The 18,082-nt window shown below is 70.3% G+C and carries 16 protein-coding genes; 10 read left to right on the forward strand and 6 right to left on the reverse strand.

Annotated features, from left to right (window positions below; genetic code table 11):
- Positions 1–39 precede the first annotated feature (39 nt).
- On the forward strand, positions 40–1,329 hold the full coding sequence (locus tag MRBLWH11_RS09490) for a PA2928 family protein (protein WP_116635610.1): 1,290 nt from the start codon (positions 40–42) through the stop codon (positions 1,327–1,329).
- Here the strand turns inward: MRBLWH11_RS09490 and MRBLWH11_RS09495 are convergent.
- Positions 1,326–3,014, reverse strand: a complete 1,689-nt coding sequence (locus MRBLWH11_RS09495) for an ABC-F family ATP-binding cassette domain-containing protein (protein ID WP_116635611.1) — start codon at positions 3,012–3,014, stop codon at positions 1,326–1,328. The genes MRBLWH11_RS09490 and MRBLWH11_RS09495 overlap by 4 nt on opposite strands.
- Positions 3,015–3,413: 399 nt before the next feature.
- Positions 3,414–4,070 carry an alpha/beta fold hydrolase gene (locus MRBLWH11_RS09500; RefSeq protein WP_207769968.1) on the reverse strand — a complete coding sequence of 219 codons (657 nt, stop codon included), beginning with the start codon at positions 4,068–4,070 and terminating at the stop codon, positions 3,414–3,416.
- Between the two features lie 71 nt (positions 4,071–4,141).
- Here MRBLWH11_RS09500 and MRBLWH11_RS09505 point away from each other — a divergent pair, with 71 nt between their 5' ends.
- The 7 genes from MRBLWH11_RS09505 (at position 4,142) to MRBLWH11_RS09535 (ending at position 11,565) form a co-directional block, all read left to right on the forward strand.
- The gene (locus tag MRBLWH11_RS09505) at positions 4,142–4,747 is read left to right on the forward strand and encodes a DUF4916 domain-containing protein (protein WP_341947703.1); all 606 of its coding nucleotides are present in this window, start codon (positions 4,142–4,144) and stop codon (positions 4,745–4,747) included.
- Positions 4,748–4,890: 143 nt separating this feature from the next.
- The gene (locus MRBLWH11_RS09510) at positions 4,891–6,375 is read left to right on the forward strand and encodes an APC family permease (protein ID WP_116635613.1); all 1,485 of its coding nucleotides are present in this window, start codon (positions 4,891–4,893) and stop codon (positions 6,373–6,375) included.
- Positions 6,376–6,404: 29 nt separating this feature from the next.
- The gene (locus tag MRBLWH11_RS09515) at positions 6,405–7,178 is read left to right on the forward strand and encodes a gamma-glutamyl-gamma-aminobutyrate hydrolase family protein (RefSeq protein WP_116635614.1); all 774 of its coding nucleotides are present in this window, start codon (positions 6,405–6,407) and stop codon (positions 7,176–7,178) included.
- Positions 7,179–7,249: 71 nt separating this feature from the next.
- The gene (locus MRBLWH11_RS09520; RefSeq protein WP_116635615.1) at positions 7,250–8,014 is read left to right on the forward strand and encodes a glucose 1-dehydrogenase; all 765 of its coding nucleotides are present in this window, start codon (positions 7,250–7,252) and stop codon (positions 8,012–8,014) included.
- Positions 8,011–9,384 (forward strand): glutamine synthetase family protein, encoded by a 1,374-nt coding sequence (locus MRBLWH11_RS09525; protein ID WP_116635616.1) that lies wholly within the window; start codon positions 8,011–8,013, stop codon positions 9,382–9,384. Before MRBLWH11_RS09520 ends, MRBLWH11_RS09525 begins: the two co-directional genes overlap by 4 nt.
- A gap of 1 nt (position 9,385) precedes the next feature.
- A complete protein-coding gene (locus MRBLWH11_RS09530) occupies positions 9,386–10,828 on the forward strand; it encodes an aldehyde dehydrogenase family protein (protein ID WP_341947705.1) in 1,443 nt (480 codons plus the stop codon).
- A gap of 14 nt (positions 10,829–10,842) precedes the next feature.
- Complete coding sequence (locus tag MRBLWH11_RS09535) at positions 10,843–11,565, forward strand: FCD domain-containing protein (RefSeq protein ID WP_116635618.1); 723 nt, start codon at positions 10,843–10,845, stop codon at positions 11,563–11,565.
- A gap of 38 nt (positions 11,566–11,603) precedes the next feature.
- Here MRBLWH11_RS09535 and MRBLWH11_RS09540 read toward each other — a convergent pair whose 3' ends face one another.
- Positions 11,604–12,671 (reverse strand): low specificity L-threonine aldolase, encoded by a 1,068-nt coding sequence (locus tag MRBLWH11_RS09540; protein WP_341947706.1) that lies wholly within the window; start codon positions 12,669–12,671, stop codon positions 11,604–11,606.
- Between the two features lie 83 nt (positions 12,672–12,754).
- Between MRBLWH11_RS09540 and MRBLWH11_RS09545 the strand changes: the two genes are divergently transcribed.
- Positions 12,755–14,224 (forward strand): MFS transporter, encoded by a 1,470-nt coding sequence (locus MRBLWH11_RS09545; protein WP_341947707.1) that lies wholly within the window; start codon positions 12,755–12,757, stop codon positions 14,222–14,224.
- Positions 14,225–14,255: 31 nt separating this feature from the next.
- Here the strand turns inward: MRBLWH11_RS09545 and MRBLWH11_RS09550 are convergent, their stop codons facing one another.
- Positions 14,256–14,897, reverse strand: a complete 642-nt coding sequence (locus MRBLWH11_RS09550) for an SDR family oxidoreductase (protein WP_341947708.1) — start codon at positions 14,895–14,897, stop codon at positions 14,256–14,258.
- A 94-nt stretch (positions 14,898–14,991) separates the two neighbouring features.
- Positions 14,992–16,476: a DUF6421 family protein gene (locus MRBLWH11_RS09555; protein WP_341947709.1), complete on the reverse strand. Its 1,485-nt coding sequence runs from the start codon at positions 16,474–16,476 to the stop codon at positions 14,992–14,994.
- A gap of 72 nt (positions 16,477–16,548) precedes the next feature.
- Between MRBLWH11_RS09555 and MRBLWH11_RS09560 the strand changes: the two genes are divergently transcribed.
- Positions 16,549–17,007 (forward strand): Lrp/AsnC family transcriptional regulator, encoded by a 459-nt coding sequence (locus tag MRBLWH11_RS09560; protein ID WP_116635623.1) that lies wholly within the window; start codon positions 16,549–16,551, stop codon positions 17,005–17,007.
- A gap of 24 nt (positions 17,008–17,031) precedes the next feature.
- On the opposite strand, the gene MRBLWH11_RS09565 is transcribed toward MRBLWH11_RS09560, so the two are convergent.
- Positions 17,032–18,057 carry a DUF5937 family protein gene (locus MRBLWH11_RS09565; RefSeq protein WP_341947710.1) on the reverse strand — a complete coding sequence of 342 codons (1,026 nt, stop codon included), beginning with the start codon at positions 18,055–18,057 and terminating at the stop codon, positions 17,032–17,034.
- Positions 18,058–18,082: the final 25 nt, after the last annotated feature.

Consider the following 18,082-nt stretch of genomic DNA (forward strand, 5'->3'; position numbering starts at 1 on the left):
GTGATCGGGAGATCCCGCGCGCCACGGCATCCTGGCGACATGAACACCAACGAGTCGCGAGGATATGTGCTCAACGGCACCACGGTCCTGCCGCTGCAGTCGACGTCGCTGCCGACGCGAGGGCCGCGGGACCCGCGGAAGGTGCGCCGGCGCATCCGGCTGCGGTTCCTCGGCTTCTTCCTGGCGCCGGTCCTCGTCGGAGGCACGATCGCCCTGGTCGCCTGGATCTCCACGCCGCCGACCCGCGATGTCGAGATCCTGCCGGGGTCCGCCGTCCTCAGCATCGACGAGCAGGACGTGGCCGTCGTGGTCTACGCCGACTCCTCCCGTCCCGGCCTGTTCGAGTCCATCTTCCAGACGCGGGCGACTGCGATCCGGCTCTCCGACGGCGAGGCCCTGTGGGACCAGCGGCTGAACGAGGAGCTCGCGAGCGAGGCGGTCGCCTTGGCCGGCGACTCGTCGCGGGTCTACATCGGCACCGACGAGGGCCTTGTGATCCTCGACGCGGCGACAGGGGCGATCGAGGCGCAGGGCACCGGCATCTCCGGGCTCGGCGCCGACGCGGTGCTCTCCGCCTCGGCCTACGGCTACGACGCCGAGGCGAACGCCGTGGTGGCACTCACCGCTTCGGGGGGATTCGTGCAGATCCCTGTCGGCGCGCTGGATGCGCAGCCGGCGGATGCCGCGGTGGCGAGCCGCTGGCAGGGCACGCTGAGCGCTTCGGCGTTCCTGGACACCAGCGCGCTCACGCGCTTCGTCGACACGGCCATCGCCCCCGACGGCACGACCTTCGCGATCGAGCCGCTCTCCGCGGCGGTGGATCGCGACGCCCTGGTGATCACGTCGTCCGATGAGCAGCTCGTCCGCCGCACCGAACTGGTCGACGCGGAGATCCTCCCCGAGACGGGTGCGGAGCCGCGTCCCGGCGTGATGCTCGACACCGGCCAGTTCCTGGAGGGCGACTTCACCGGGGTCGATCCCGACGACATCGAGGCTCTCCTCGAGGCGGCGAGCCGACTGACCGGGGAGTCGATCCCGGCCCCTGCGGCATCCGGCACCGGGTTCGTACTCGTGCAGCATCGGGAATCGGTGAACGCCGACAAGAGGCTGCTCAGCAGTGTGGACATCGCGACGGGACAGCTCGTCGACACGGTCGAGATGGGTGCGGATGCCGTGCGCGCGATCACCGGACCGTCGGGGACGACGGCGGTCCTCGCCGCCGCCCCCGACTCCTGGTACCCGAACACCCTCTTCGTGCTGCAGGAGGACGGCACGCTCCGACAGGTCGCCGTGGGAGTCGTGCCGTGGTGGGTGTCTCCGCTGAGCTAGACCTCGCTCAGCGTGCCGTCGGCCTGGATCTCGAGCGTGAGATCCAGGTCGAGCCGCGCCAGGAACGCATCGTCGTGGCTGACGACGAGCACGGCTCCGCGGTAGGCCCGCAGGGCCTCGACGAGCTGGTCGACCGTATCGATGTCGAGGTTGTTCGTCGGCTCGTCGAGCACCACGAGGTGCGGCGGCGGGTCCGAGAGCAGCAGCTTCGCCAGAGCGACCCGGAAGCGCTCGCCGCCGGAGAGCGCCGATACCGGGCGCTCGGCGGTCGCACCGCGGATGAGGAACCGGGCGAGCCGGTTCCGCAGCTCCTTCTCGGGCACCTGCGGGGCGGCAGCCGCGATGTTCTCGAACACCGAGCGGTCCGCGTCGAGGCCGTCGATCCGCTGCGGCAGGTAGCCGATGCGGTCGGTGAGGGCCTCGGCGACGAGGGGCGGCCGTTCCGTATTCAGCAAGAACGCGCCGGATTCGGTCGGGATCGCCGGATCCGCGCCGTCGTCGCGAGTTCTTGCTGAATCGTGAACGCCGACTTGCGGTGCACCGGCGACCAGACGTTCGAGCAGGGTCGTCTTGCCGGCCCCGTTCCGCCCGATCAGGGCGACGCGCTCGGGGCCCTGGAGCACCCACGCCCGCTCCTCGTCGCCGAGCATCGCGATGCGCCGCGACCGGGAGACCTGCGGATCCGGCAGTTCGATCTTCATCGACGCGTCCGAGCGCACCCGGCGCCCGGCCTCGTCGAGGGTCGCGCGCGCAGCCTCCTCCTTCGCTCCGACTTCGGTGCGGAGCTTGCCCGCCGACACCTCGGCCGCCATCTTGCGGCCATGCGCGATGATCTTCGGGACGCGCTTCTCGATCTCGGCCTTCTTCGCCGTGCGGGTGCGGTGCGAGAGCTTCACCTCGGCCTCGATGCGCTGGCGCTTCTCCTTGCGGAACGCCTGCGCGGCGGTGACCTCGGCCTGCTTGGCGGCATCCTGCTCGGCATCCAGCCAGGCGCGCCATTCGGAGTACGGGCCTCCGAAGACGCTCAGGCTCTGCGCGTACAGCTCGGCGGTGTCGTCCATGAGCTCGAGCAGCGACAGATCGTGACTGACCACGATGAGCGTGCCCTTCCAGGCCTGCACCATCGCGCCCAGCTTCGCCCTGGCGTCGCGGTCGAGATTGTTGGTCGGCTCGTCGAGGAGCGTGATCGGCGCACGACGCAGGCGGATGCCGGCGATCGCGACCAGCACGGCCTCGCCGCCCGAGAGCTCGCCGACCCGGCGGTCGAGGAAGTCCGGGGCGAGGCCCGCCTCTGCGAGCGACGCCTGGGCGCGCGCCTCGATGTCCCAGTCGTCGCCGACCGCGTCGAAGTGCGCCGGGTCGACGTCACCGGTGCTGATCGCGCGCACCGCGTCGAGCGCCTCGGACACGCCGAGGAGCTCGGCGACGCGGCGATCGACGTCGAGCGTCAGCTGCTGCGGAAGGTACGCGACATCGCCGGATGCCGTGACGACGCCCGATGTCGGTTCGAGTTCGCCGGCCATCAGGCGCAGCAGCGTGGACTTCCCGGCGCCGTTGCGGCCGACGAGACCGGTGCGCCCGGAGCCGAAGGCGCCCGAGAGTCCGTCGAGAGCGTGCGAGCCGTCCGGCCAGGTGAAGGTGAGTCGGTCGAGAGTGACCGACGCGTGAAGGGTGGGTTGTGACATGGGATGTCTCCTGTCGAGTGCGAGGGTGCACTGACGCCGGACCTCGGTCACGAGCCGCGAGCGGTCGGAGCGGAGGCGGAAGGTCCTGGAGAGGCAGAAGGGTCCCGGAAGGGGATGGTCCCGGAGCGGGATGGTCCCGGAGCGGGGCGGTCCCTGCGCGGGGCGGTCCCTGCGCGGGGCGGTCCCGGAGCGGGATGGTCCCTGAGCGGGATGGTCCCGGAAGGGGATGGTCCCGGAACGGGATGGGTCCCTGAGCCTGTCGAAGGGTCGTCGGGTCAGCGCGCGGAAAGAGGGGCGCGGAGGCGACGGATCAGATCAAAGGACTTCCAGACACGGCGGACAGGACGCATCGACGATACCCGGGCGTGTCGCGACGCGCAACCCCGGGCGTGTCGCAGGTCAGGACGCGACGATCCCGTCGATCCACTTGGTGAGGAACAGACGCACGTCGGCGAGCTCCTCCTCGGAGATGCTGTGCGTCAGCCCCGTGTAGACGCGGCCGGAGAGCTCGGAGTGGTCGGGCAGCCACTGGGCGGTGTGGTCGATCAGGGCGGGAGGGATGACGTCGTCGTTCGTTCCGCGGCCCCAGAAGACGGCGGGGCGCAGCTCCCGGAGCTCCTCATCGCGGGGGAGTGGCCCGGGCGACGCGTAGCCGCTCAGCGCCACGATCGCGCCGAAGCGCTCCGGCGCGAGGCGGAGGGTCTGCAGCGCGACCGCAGCCCCCTGCGAGAAGCCGAGCAGTGCGACCGAGGGGGCGTCGCCGACCGCGGTCTCGAGCCAGCGCAGGAACGCTTCGGCCGCGGATGTCACCGCGTCGGGGCTCCGGCCGTCGAGTCCTTCGATCGGATACCACGAGCGGCCGGGCATCGGCCACGGCGGTGCGAGGGGAGCCGCGACGGATGCCACGGCGATGCCGTCGGGCAGGTAGGGGACGAGGCCGAACAGGTCGTGCTCGTCGGCGCCGTAGCCGTGCAGGAGCACGAGCAGCGGCATCCGTCCTCGTTCTTCGGACGACCATCTCGTCGCGGCGTCGTCGATCGTCAGGTTCTCGCTCACACCGACATCCTGCCAGCGGCATCCGACGCGCCCCACCTCGCACGGTCAGGCGCGGCTGGTAGAAAGGACACATGTCCGTCCGCACACCTGATCCCGACCCGGAACCCGAAGACGACGGTCTCGGCGCCTTCCGCGATGCGAATCCGTCGGCACCCGGCTCGAATCCCGGGTGGCTGAGCGACATCGAGCTCGAAGAGGCGCGTCGGCATCTGCCGATGCTCTACGTCGAGGCGATCCCGGTGCGCACCGACGGGTCCGGGCAGGTGACCGAGATCGGCATCCTGCTGCGTTCGACGCCGATGGGCGAGATGACCCGCACGATCGTGTCCGGTCGAGTGCGCTTCGGCGAGACGATCCGCGACGCGCTCTTCCGTCACGTCGAGAACGACCTCGGCCCGATGGCGTTCCCGCTGCTCCCGCCGCAGCCGCTGCCGTTCACGGTGGCGGAGTACTTCCCCATCCCGGGCGTGAGCGCATACCACGACGACCGTCAGCACGCGGTGTCGCTGGCGTTCGTCGTGCCGGTGACGGGCACCTGCGAGCCGCGTCAGGACGCGCTCGAGGTGACCTGGTTCCCGCCGGAGGCCGCGGCATCCGACGCGGTCGCCGCCGAGATGGAGGGCGGCCGCGGCACGCTCATCCGCCTGGCTCTCGCGAACCTCGGGCTGCTGCGCTAGCCACACCGAACGCGCCGTCTGCGGCCCTGCCTCTCGCGTGATGACGGGAGGAGAAGGGGCCTCTTCGTCGTGCGACTCTTGCGCCGGTTGAACTAATGGGCTAGAAAGTAGACCATTAGTCCAATCGGCAAAAGGATGTTCGCATGGATGCTTCGACAACGACGTCGCGCAGCGCAGGAACAGCACAGGACCGCAGCCTCCGCGGAAACCTCGGGGCGGTCTCGGTCACCTTCATGGTGATCGCCGCGGCGGCGCCGCTCACGGTGGTCGGCGGCCTGGTGCCGATCGGCTATCTCGTGGGGAACGGCATCGGCTTCCCGGTCATGTTCCTCGTCGCCACCGTGATCCTGCTGCTTTTCTCGGTGGGTCTCACGGCGATGAGCCGCTATCTCCCCAAGGCGGGCTCGTTCTTCGTCTTCGCCACGCACGGACTCGGTCGTACCCCGGGCCTCGCCACGGCGTACCTCGCCCTCATCTGCTACACGACCGTGCAGATCGCGGTGTTCTCCTACCTGGGGGCGACGATCAGCTCCAGCATCGCCCTCCTGGGCGGCCCCGAGATCCCGTGGTGGCTGCTCACGCTCGCCACCGTGGCGATCGTCGGCGCGCTCGGGTACCGGCAGATCGAGCTCAGCTCCCGCGTGCTCGTGGTCGTGCTGCTCGCCGAGATCGGCATCGTGGTGCTGCTCGGCATCGTGATCCTGGTCACCGGGGGAGCGGAGGGCGTGACCTACGGCTCGTTCCTGCTCGAGAACGTGCTCTCGGGCGCTCCCGCCCTCGGCCTCATGTTCGCCATCGCGAGCTTCATCGGGTTCGAGTCGACGGTCGTCTACCGTGACGAGGTGCGCACGCCGGAACGCACGATCCCGCGCGCCACCTACGCTTCCGCGATCGTCATCGGCGTGTTCTACGCTTTCGCAGCCTGGGCGATCGTGATCGGCGTCGGCGAAGGCGCGATCATCGACGAGGCGGCCGCCGACCCCACGACGCTGATCGCCCGCGTGACCGAACAGTACCTCGGCCCGGTCGGCTCGATCGCCGTCGCCATCCTGTTCCTCGGCAGCATGTTCGCGGCGGTCCTGTCCCTGCACAACGTGCTGACCCGCTACCACCACGCGATGGCGAACGCCCGCGTGCTGCCGCACCGCGTCGGCGCCGTCCACCGGCACCACGGCTCACCGCACGTCGCCTCGATCGTGCAGGTGGCGACCTCCGGCCTCGCGATCATCGTGCTCGCGCTGATCGGCTTCGCGCCGGAGAACATCTTCGCCTGGTTCGCCGGTATCGGGACGCTCGCGATCGTCATCCTCATGGCGGTCACCTGCCTCGCGGTCGTCGTGTACTTCGGCCGCACGCGCCAGCTGCGGAGCCCGTGGCACACCGTGATCGCTCCGACCCTGGGCTTCCTCGGGCTGGCCGTCTCCGCCGTGCTCATCGCCGCCAACTTCCCCCTGCTCGTGAGCGACGTCGATGCAGAGGGGAACCCCGCCTGGGGGCCGATCAGCGTCACGCTGGTGGCCGTCGTCGTCCTCGCGCCCGTGATCGGCCTCGTGCAGGCCGCCGTCATGCGGGCGAAGGCCCCCGAGGCGTACGCGCAGATAATGCGTCGCTTCGACGAGAACGCCTGACCCAGGCCCCCGACCACTGCAGACGAAGGATGGAAATCATCGGCACCTCCGCCCTGGCCCGCCCCCTGATCGGCATCTCCGGTCGACGACTGCGGGGCTCCGCGATCGGCGCACCGCACGGCTTCGCCGACGCGCCGCTCGAGGCATATCTCAGCGAGTACTCGACATCCGTCCTCCACGCCGGCGGCCTGCCGGTGCACCTACCGATGGATGCTGCGCCGGCGGAGCTCGTCGAACGCCTCGAGGGCGTCGTGATCGTCGGCGGCGACGATGTGGACCCGCGCCGCTACGGTCGGACGCCGGGACCGTTCACGCCGCAGATCGATCCGCAGCGTGATGAGTTCGAGGCCGGACTCATCGAGGCCGCGATCGACGGAGCCGTCCCTCTGCTGGGCGTCTGCCGCGGCGCGCAGCTCCTCAACGTCGTCCGCGGCGGCACGCTCCATCCGCACCTCGCTTACGGCGACGGAGAGTCGCACGGCTCGTACGCCTACCCCCGTGCGCACCGCGTGCACGACGTGCACACGGCAGCGGGCAGCGTCGCGCACGCCCTCTACGGAGAGACGACACGGGTCAACTCGTTCCACCATCAGGCCGTCGACGTGCCGGGGAGCGGGATCGTGGTGACCGGCTGGGCGCCGGACGGCATCGTCGAGGCCATCGAGCTCGAGGGATTCCCGGTCGTCGGGGTGCAGTGGCATCCGGAGGTCTTCGGGACCGATCCCGTCTTCGGCTGGCTGGTCGATCAGGCAGCCGCCCGCGCGACGCGCGGCGTCGCGTCCGCCACGCAGAACGTCGCCTAGGCGTCACCGAACACAGTCGTCACCGAACACAGTCGTCACCGAACACGGTCGTCACCGAACAGGGAGAAGAAATGCGACACGCAGACAAGAACGCCTTCATCACCGGCGCAGGCTCCGGAATCGGACGGGAGACGGCCCTCCGCCTCGCGAGCGAGGGCGCCCGGGTTCTCGTCACCGACGTCTCGGCAGACGGTGCGGCCGAGACCGTACGCCTCATCGAGGAAGCCGGTGGCACCGCCCTCGCCGCCGTGGTCGACGTGCGGTCGCGGGACCAGATCCGCGCCGCCGTCGAGCGCGCCCGTGAGGAATGGGGAGCGCTGCACCTGCTGATCAACAACGCCGGCGTCGTGACGGAGCACTCGTTCGAGACCCTCACGGAGGAGGCATGGGACTTCGTCTTCGACATCAACCTCAAGGGGCAGTTCCTCGTCGCCCAGGAGATCGCCCCGCTCATCGCCGAATCCGGCGGCGGCGCGATCGTGAACCTCTCCACGGTCGAGGCTCTCGTCGTCGTGACGAGCACCGGCACCGCGCAGCCGCACTACAACGCGAGCAAGGGCGGGGTGCCCATGCTCACCAAGGCTCTGGCGGTCGAGCTCGCCGCGAAGAACATCCGCGTCAACTGCGTCGCGCCTGGCCCCATCGCCACCGACTTCTTCGACTACGAGAGCGTCACGAGCGACGAGGCACTGGAGTTCATGAAGCAGCGCCTCCTCGTGCCCCGGGTCGGGCTCCCCGCCGACATCGCGTCGGCCGTATCCTGGCTGCTCAGCGACGAGGCGTCCTGGATCGACGGCATCCAGCTCCCTGTCGACGGAGGGTGGCTGACACGATGATCGATGATGTACGCCTCGCGCCCGATGAGCTCGAGGCCGCCGGCATCCGCACGGTGATCGTCGCGACGCCCGACATGCAGGGTCGGCTCGTCGGCCGGCGCATCCCCGTCGAGGGGTTCGGCCGTGTGGTCGAGAACGGCGTCGACATCTGCACCTGCGCGTGGTCGTGGGACATCGAGCAGGGGCTCGAGCTGATCGACGCCAATCGGTTCGCCCTCTGCGGCATGCACAACGGCGTGCCCGACGTGACGCTCATCCCCGATCTCGACACGCTCCGCCCCGCGGCGTGGCTCGAGGGCGTCGCGATCTGCCTCGCCGACCCGGTCGACGTGCATTCGCACGAGCCCATGCCGATCTCGCCGCGCGTGCTCCTGAAACAGGAGCTCGCGCGCATCCGGGAGAGGGGGCTCACCCCGCTCGCGGGGACCGAGCTCGAGTTCTACCTGTTCCGCAATGATCCTCGGGAGCTTCGCCGTTCCGGCTTCCGCGACCTCGACCCGACCACCCTCACCCCCTCGGACTTCCTGATCCACGAGGGGAACCTCTACGAGCCGTTCTTCCAGAAGCTGCGCTCCGACCTCCGGGCCAGCGGCATCCTGGTCGAGACCGCGCAGAGCGAGTGGGGGCTCGGGCAGTGGGAGATGACGTTCGAGTACGGGGATCCGCTGGAGATGGCCGACCGGCACGCGCTCTACAAGCTGGCCGTGCGCGACACCGCGGCGCGCGCCGGGATGTCCGCGACGTTCATGGCCCGGCCGCTCAACGACCAGCCGGGGTCGTCCTGCCACGTGCACGTGTCGTTCGTGGACGAGCAGGGTGCGGCGGTGTTCTGGGACGAGTCGGCCGCGGATCACCTCAGCGGGCGGATGCGGGCGGCGATCGCCGGGGCGCTCGAGCACGCTCCCGCACTGATGGCGTGGTACGCCCCGACCGTGAACGCCTACCGCCGCAGCAACTCCGCGGACGTGGCGGGGAACGGGCGCACCTGGGGCTTCGACAACCGCACGACAACCGTGCGCGTGGTCGGGCACTCGCCGAAGGCCCTGCGGTTCGAGTTCCGCCTCCCCGGGGCCGACACGAACCCGTACTTCACCCTCACCGGGCTCCTGGCCTCTGCGCGGGACGGGATGGACAAGGAGACCGCGCTCGCGGACCCCGTGACCGGCAGCGCGTACGACCTGCCCGGCGACGGAGCGATGCCCGCGGACCCGCGTCAGGCAAGCATCCTGTTCGGCGAGAGTGCACTGGTGCGGGAGCTCCTCACTCCCGACGTCATCTCCCACCAGCAGGTCCTGCTCGAGCACGAGTGGACGACGTTCATGTCCCGCGTCACGGACTGGGACCTGCACCGCTACTTCGATCGGATCTGACATGACCTACCCCGCCCTGCGCACCTGGATCGGCGGCGTCGCCGAGGAGAGCCCCGAGAGCGACGGCACGTGGCTGCACGACCCGAACACAGCGGAGCCGCTGGCCGCGTCGGCGTCGAGCACGCTCGAGCAGGTCGACCGCGCGGTGGCCGCCGCGCGGGAGGCGCATGACGACGCGCGCTGGCGCGGTCTCGCACCGGAGCGACGGGCCGAGAAGCTCATCGCCCTCGCCGACTGGCTCGACGAGCGCACCGAGGAGGTCGCCCGCCTCGATGCGCTCAACAGCGGCGTCCCGATCTCGGTCACGCGACTGTTCGGCGGGGCGAACGGCGCGACGCTGCGGGATGCCGCACAGCGCGCGGCGGCCGTCGGCGACGTGCGCGACCTGCCCTCCGCGCAGGGCGGCGTGCGGCTGCACCGGGTGCCGTGGGGTCCGACCGCGCTGATCCTGCCCTGGAACGCGCCGTCGGCGATGGCCGTCAAGAAGACGGCGTTCGCGCTCGCGGCGGGAGCGACCGTCGTGCTCAAGCCCTCGTCGTTCTCGCCGTGGAGCGCCCAGCTGCTGCTCGAGGGCGTGCACGCGGCGGGCATCCCCGACGGAGTGGTCGGGCTCGTGCAAGGCAGCGGAGGGATCGGACGCGCCCTGGTCGCGGACGAGCGGATCGCCGCGATCTCGATGACGGGATCCACGCCGACGGGCCGGGCGATCGCCGCGACGGCCGCCCCGCGCTTCGCCCGGCTGCAGCTGGAGCTCGGCTCCAACAACCCCGCCATCGTCCGCGCGGATGCCGACCTGGATGCTGCGGCGAAGGCGCTGACCGACGGCGTTCTCAAGCTGTCCGGCCAGTGGTGCGAGGCGCCGCGGCGCGTGCTCGTCGACCGGGCACGCCGCGACGAGCTGGCGGGACTACTGATCGCCGAGTTCGGACGGCGCGCGATCGGATCGAGCCTCGACGACGCGACCGAGGTGGGGCCCGTCGCCTTCGCCGGCCGCCGCGATGAGCTCGCCGCGCAACGGGATCGGCTGAGGGAGGCCGGCGCGGAGGCGCTGAGCGTCTCGCAGACCCCGGCGCAGGGCTGGTTCTTCGCACCCACGGTGGCGGTGCTCGACGGGCCGGGTCTCGCCGACGAGGTGTTCGGACCGATGCTGCTCGTGGGCGGCTACGCCGACGAGGACGAAGCCGTCGCCCTCGCGAACACCGGCCAGGTCGGGCTCGCCGGCTACGTGTTCGGCGCCGACGAGGAGGCCGCGACCGCACTCGGCACCCGGCTCGTCGCAGGAGAGGTCAAGGTCAACGGCACGAGCGTTCTCGACATGTCGCCGGAATCGGCGCAGAGCTTCTTCGGCGCGAGCGGTCTCGGCGGGCACGGAGACGACGATGTGCTTGACTTCTTCGTGGGGAAGCAGGTCGTGGGCTCCGATCGCCCAGGGCTCCCCCTCTGACCGGAGGAGTGCGGATGAGCGAGCGTGACGACGCGCCGCACGACTTCTCCCGTGCGGTGCTGCAGCCCGTGTCCGGGTACCAGGCCGTCGCCGGTTTCCTGCGGCGCGAGATGGCGCTCGGGCGCATCCGGCCCGGCGATCGACTTCCACCCGAGCGGCGGCTCTCCGAGCAGCTGGGCGTCTCGCGAGAGACCCTCCGGCAGGCCCTGCGCATCCTCGAGGGGAGCGGTCAGATCGTGATCTCGCGCGGCGCTTCCGGCGGCGCGATCGTGCAGGATGCCGCACTGGACCCGCGGCTCATCCGCGAAGAGGTCCGCACGCGTTCAGGCGAGATCGGCGAGCTCACCGAGTTCCGCGCGATCGTCGAATCCGGCGGGGCGGCGCTGGCCGCTGTCCGCCGCAGCGAGGACGATCTGGAGGCGATGGCGCAGGCTCAGCGCGACCTCGCGGAGGCCGCCACGAAGGCGGAGTCGCGCATCGCCGACACGGACTTCCACATCGCGCTCGCCGAGGCGTCGGGCAACTCCTTCGTGCGCGACGCGGTCGAGGAGGCGAGGGTGCGGATGTTCGAGCCCGTCGACCTGATCAGCTTCGACTTCGTGAAGGAGTCGAGCTGGGACGCGCACGAGCAGATCCTCGAGGCCGTGCGCCGTGGCGATGCCGTGGCTGCGGATGCCGCGATGCGCGCGCATCTGCAGACGACGCGCGAGGAGTTCACCCGCGTCGTCGAATCCTGACGCGCCGCGGGCCGGCCTGAGCCGCGAGGGCCGTGGGCTCAGGCCGTGGTGAGGCGCGACAGCTCCGCGACGAACGCGTCGACGTCGGACTCCTCGGTGTCGAAGCTGCACATCCAGCGCACCTCGTTGCGCGCGGCATCCCAGTCGTAGAAGCGGAAGGACTCGCGCAGGCTGTCGGCGACGCCGTCGGGGAGCGTCGCGAAGACGCCGTTCGACTGGGTCGGCTGCGTGAACGAGACGCCGCGGATCGAGCCGTCGGCGATGCCCGCCTCGACGGATGCCCGGAGGCGCGCGGCCATCGCGTTGGAGTGCCGGGCGTTGCGCAGCCACAGGTCGCCCTCGAGCAGCGCGATCAGCTGGGCCGAGACGAAGCGCATCTTCGAGGAGAGCTGCATGTTGAACTTGCGCGAGTAGATGAGACCGTCGGATGCCGCGGGGTTCAGCACGACGACGGCTTCGCCGAGCATCGCGCCGTTCTTCGTGCCGCCGAAGCTGAGCACGTCGACGCCGGCGTCGCGCGTGAAGGCGCGCAGCGGCAGGTCGAGGGCAGCGGCGGCGTTCGACAGGCGCGCGCCGTCGAGGTGCAGCTTCATGCCGCGCTCGTGGGCATGGTCCGCGATCGCGCGGATCTCGTCGGCCGTGTACAGGGTGCCGAGTTCGGTGGACTGCGTGATCGAGACGACCAGCGGCTGCGCGCGGTGCTCATCGCCCCAGCCCCAGGCCTCGCGGTCGATGAGCTCGGGGGTGAGCTTGCCGTCGTCGGTCGGGACGGTGAGCAGCTTGAATCCGCCGATCTTCTCGGGGGCACCGCCCTCGTCGACGTTGATGTGCGCGGTGGAGGCCGCGATCACCGCACCCCACCGCGGGAGCATCGACTGCAGGCCCGTGACGTTCGCGCCGGTGCCGTTGAACACCGGGAACGCCTGCACGCCCTCGCCGAACTGCGCCTGGAAGACCTCCTGCAGGCGCACGGTGTACGCGTCCTCGCCGTAGGCGACCTGGTGGCCCCCGTTCGCCGCGGCGATCGCCGCGAGGACCTCGGGGTGGATGCCGGAGTAGTTGTCACTGGCGAATCCCCGGATCGCGGGGTCATGCGTAAGGCTCACCGCACAAGCCTATGTCCCGGATGACGGGGGCGGGCACCGCGGAGGGGTTCCGGATGTCCGAGGCTCGTCCTACCCTCGGAGACATGGAGCGCACCGCAGCGAAGACCGCATTCGCCAACGTCCTCGTCAACACGCTCATCGCGAACGTGACGACGAGCTTCCTGTGGTTCGCGCTCACGTTCTGGGTGTACATCGAGACGCAGTCCGTGCTGGCGACCGGCATCATCGGCGGCGCCTACATGCTCTTCATCGCGTTCTTCGCGATGCTGTTCGGCACGATCGTCGATCGGCACCGCAAGCACACGGTCATGCTGCTGTCGAGCGTGATCTCGGCCGTGGCGTTTCTCATCGCCGGCGTGCTCTACGTCTGGCAGGGCGAGGCGCCGCTCCTCGACCTCGGCGGCCCCTGGTTCTGGCTGTTCTCGGGAATCATCCTGTTCGGCGGGGTGATCGAGCAGCTGCGCAACATCGCGCTGTCCACCACGGTCACCCTCCTCGTGCCGGAGGAGAAGCGCGCGAACGCCAACGGACTCGTCGGCACCGTGCAGGGCATCGCGTTCCTGGTGACGAGCGTGTTCTCCGGACTCTCGATCGGGTTCCTCGGCATGGGATGGACGCTCGCGATCGCGATCGGGGCGATGGCCGTCACGTTCGCCCACCTGCTGTTCATCCGCATCCCCGAGGGCACGCCGGAACCCGATCCGAACGGCAAGAGCGCGCTGGACTTCCGTGGCAGCGTGCAGGCGATCCGGCTCGCGCCCGGGCTGTTCGCCCTGATCATCTTCTCCACGTTCAACAACCTCATCGGCGGCGTCTACATGGCGCTGATGGACCCGTACGGGCTCACGCTGTTCGACGCGCAGACCTGGGGCTTCGCTCTGGCGTTCGCCTCGACCGGTTTCCTGATCGGCGGCGGCCTGGTGGCGAAGTTCGGCCTCGGGCGCAAACCCGTGCGCACGATGCTGCTCGTCGTTATCGCGATGGGGCTGCTCGGCTCGGTCTTCATGCTGCGCGAGTGGTGGCCGCTGTACGTGATCGGCATGTGGGTCTACATGGCCCTGGTCCCGCCGGTCGAGGCCGCGGAGCAGACCGTGATCCAGAAGGTCGTGCCTTTCGAGCGCCAGGGGAGGGTGTTCGGCGTGGCCGCGGCCATGGAGGCGGCGGCAGCCCCGATCACCGCGTTCCTCATCGCGCCGCTCGCGGAGTTCCTCATCATCCCGTACATGGACAGCTCCGCGGGGCAGCGGCAGTGGGGCTGGCTGCTCGGCGAGGGCGAGGCGCGCGGCATCGCGCTGATCTGCCTGTTCGCGGGCCTCGTGATGGTCGTCGCCGCCACGCTGGCCTTCTTCACGCGCTCGTATCGCCACCTCACCGAGCTGTACGCGACCGCGCCGGATCCGATGCCCGAAGACGAGGATGGGCAGGGCACGAGCACTCCGGAAGCCGCGGCGAACGATGCAGGTGATGAGCGAGAGCTGCCCGAGCAGCGAGGTGTCGATGCACCCGCACCGGTGCGCGGGTCGCCTCCGGAACTGCCCGAGCGGTCGATCTGACGGCGCTGCTGCACCGCCGCCCACCGCGAGCTCAGGCCAGGTCGACGATCCGGTCGTTGAGCTCGGCGGCATCCGAGTCCCACAGCGCGACGATCGCCGGCGCGAGCGCGGCCGGATCGAGAGCCTTCGCGCGGAAGGCGACGGATGCTGCGCGCAGCGGCTCGTCCGCATCCCGCGCGGCCTTCGCGTACCCCTGCGCGACCGCGCGGGTCCACGCCTCGCTCGCCGCCTTCACGGCCGCGTAGTTCGCCCCGCCGGCGAGCGGTCGAGCCACCGCTGTCGCGGAGACCATCGCGAATCGCCCGGCATCCGATGCGCGCAGCGCTCCGTCGAAGGCGCGGCTCGTCGCACGCACCGCCTCGAGTGCGGGCAGCAGGGCACGGAAGTCATCGTCGGACTGCCCGGCGAGCCCGCCGCCGCCGCGCCAGCCCCCGACGAGCGAGATCACGCCGTCCACGGGACCGAGGCGCGCAGCGAGAGCGGTCATGTCGTCGAGCGATGTCGCGTCGGCGACCTCGACCTCGGCACCGGCATCCTTCAGCGGCTGAAGTCGCTCGACCGAGCGGCCCGTGGCGACGACGCGCGCGCCGGCGTCGACCAGAGCCCGTGCGAGGGCGAGGCCGGAGGCGCTGGTCGCTCCGGCGAGGACGATGGTGCGGTCGATGACGGTCATGTTCTCAACTTTCGCGGATGAGGCGAACTTCTGCGGCCGATCCGGCCCGGAATGGCCGCAGAAGTTCGGAATGGCCGCAGAAGTCGGCGGCGGATCAGTCGTCGGTGCCGCGGATGCCGACCGTCGACTCGATCACGGGCTTCATCTTCTTGTCGAGGGCCTCGAAGAACATCGACAGCGGGAACTCGTCGTCCAGCACGGCGTCGGTGTAGCCCTTCGGGGCTCCGGAGAGGATCTCGTCCGAGAGCCCGCGGGCCCAGTTCGACGCCGGGTGCGGCGTGAGCACGCTGCGGACCAGGTCGTAGGCCGCGAGCCAGTGCGCGGTCTTCGGACGGTCGATCGAGCGCCAGTAGAGCTCGTCGATCGCGTCGCCCAGAGCGACGACCGCATCGGGGACAGCGTCCCAGTCGAATGCGAGGGCCGTGTCGGTCCAGTGCAGCACGCCGCGCTGGTGCAGCCAGGCGAACAGCAGCTGGCCACCGAGGCCGTCGTAGTTGCGCACGCGCGAGCCCGTGATCGCGAACCGGAAGATGCGGTCGAAGATCACGGCGTACTGCACGAGACCGGCCTGGTCGAGCGTCTCCTGCTCGATCGCGGTGAGGTCCTCGCCGGCCGATGCGCGGGCGGCGAGCGACCGCTCGATCTTCACCGACTCGCGGAAGGCGGTCAGGTCGCAGCGCAGCTCCTCGAGCGAGTAGAGGAAGAACGGCATCCGCTGCTTGATCATGAACGGGTCGAACGGCAGGTCGCCGCGCATGTGCGTGCGGTCGTGGATGATGTCCCACATCACGAACGCGCGCTCGGTCAGCGCCTGGTCGTCGAGCATCGCGGCGGCGCGCTCCGGCAGGTCGAGCTTCGTGATCTCGGCGGCGGCACGGGTCACGCGCCGGTAGCGCGCGGCCTCGCGGTCCTGGAAGATCGCACCCCAGGTGAAGGACGGGATCTTGCGCATGGCGACGGTCTCGGGGAAGAGCACGGCCGAGTTCGTGTCGTAGCCGGGGGTGAAGTCCACGAGGCGCAGCGAGACGAACAGCTTGTTGCCGTAGTCGCCGGCTTCGAGGTCGGCGATGAACTCCGGCCAGATGGTCTCGACGATGAGCGCCTCGACGAGGCGGTCGCTGGAACCGTTCTGCGTGTACATCGGGAAGACCACGAGGTGGCGGATGCCGTCGACGCGGTGCTGCTGCGGCTGGAAGGCCACGAGCGAGTCGAGGAAGTCCGGCACTCCGAAGCCCTCCGACGCCCAGCGGTCGAAGTCGACGATCGAGGCGGCCAGGTAGTCGGCGTCGTGCGGGAACACGGGAGCCAGAGCGCGGATGCCGGCGGTGATGGCCGCGACGAGCTCGGTGGCCTTCCCGTGGACGGCCGAGTCGGTCGATGCCTCCGGGATCGAACCGTCCTTGACCTGCAGCTCGCGGATCGCGATCGCGGCATCCTTCAACTGCGCCCAGGCGGCGGAGTCCTCGACGCCCTCCGATGCAGAGTGCGCCTGCACTGAGCCTGTCGAAGTGTCCTCGACGACCTCGGGTTCGCCGACGATGGCCTGTGCAGCGGAGCTGTTGGCGGAAATGATGGACATCGGGACCTCCGATCCTGAGGAATGCCGGAAACTTTCCGGTCATAACGGAATACTGACGATAATCTTACATCCATGGATGATTCTGTCGACCGCGCGATCGTCGCGGAGATCGCCCGCGACGGCCGGGCCACGCTGTCCCAGCTGTCCGAGGCGATCGGTCTCTCGGTCTCTGCCGTGCAGTCGCGACTGCGTCGCCTCGAGACGCGCGGCGTGATCTCCGGCTACCGTGCCATCCTCGATCCCGAACTGGTGGGCACGCCGCTGTCCGCGTTCATCGAGATCACGCCCCTCGACCCGGCGCAGCCCGACAACGCCCCCGAACTGCTCGAGCACCTCGACGCGATCGAGGCATGCCACTCGATCGCGGGCGATGCCAGCTACATGCTGTTCGTGCGCGTCGCCTCGCCGCGCGCGCTCGAGGAACTGGTGCGCGACGTGCGCACGGCGGCGAACGTCAGCACCCGGACCACGGTCGTCCTGCAGACGTACTACGAGCACCGGCCGATCATCCCGCTCGCCACCGAGGCGTAGCCGCCCGGGAAACTTCCGCCCGCCTCAGAGCACCGCGCCGACCATGGCCTCGCCGAGGGGTGAGCGCAGGTGCAGCATCCGTGCGCCGTCGCGCTCGCTGGCGATCAGCCCGGCCTCGCGGAGCACGGTGAGATGATGCGAGGCCGTCGACGCCGCGATCCCGGCCTCCCTGGCGACCTGCGAGGTCGTGCGCGCGGTCCCCGCGCGGAGCAGGATGCCGGCCCTCGCGGGGCCGAGCAGGGCGCCCAGAGCATCCGCGATCTCGGTCTCGTCTCGTGCCCAGCCCGCGGTCACGCCGCGCGCCGGGTAGAACAGGGTCGGCTGCGCCGGCGGCTCGGTGAGCACCATGCACCCCCACGACGACAGGACCGACGGCACGAGCACCAGCCCGCTGCCGTGGCAGTCGACCTGCTCGCTGTGCCGACGGAGCGAGACCCGCACGGCGTCTGCGCCCCAGCTCACCTGCGGGTGGAGGGCTCCGGCCATGCGCGCGATGCCCGCCGTCGCGATCGTGCGGGATCGCACCGCGACGTCGGCGCGCAGCAGACGCTCGAGCTGCGGCCACACCGGCGCGAGCGCGGCATCCCACACCTCCGACCAGGCGTCGGCGATCATGCGCCGAGCGCGAGCGGGATCGTGCTGCATCTCGCGCAGCGCCCGCTGCCGCGCGCCGGTCGAACGGAGCACCATCTTGCCGAAGTCCACGCGCATCCCCTCGAGCGGGGCATCGCGCAGGGCGGCCAGCTCGGCCTCCGGGGTCATCTCCCAGTGCGGAGCAGCGGTGAGGAAGTCGGGCAGATACCCGTCGCCGCCGATCACCGCCACGAGCAGGCCGAAGGCGTCATGCGGGAGGCGGTCGCGGACGACGCGGAGCCACCCCCACTGCAGCGGGTGCTGCTCGGGTCGCAGCAGCACCCGCACGGCGTGGGCCAGTTCGTGTCCGGGGGAGATCCCGAACCGCACCGCCTGGATGTCTCCTGGGCTCAGGTGGAACTCGACCCGGTGATCCGGATGCTCGACACCCTCGACCGGCACGCTGTTTCGATCCACATCGAAACTCTAGGGTGGGCTCCGA

This window comes from Microbacterium sp. LWH11-1.2 (assembly GCF_038397745.1).
Lineage (GTDB): Bacteria > Actinomycetota > Actinomycetes > Actinomycetales > Microbacteriaceae > Microbacterium.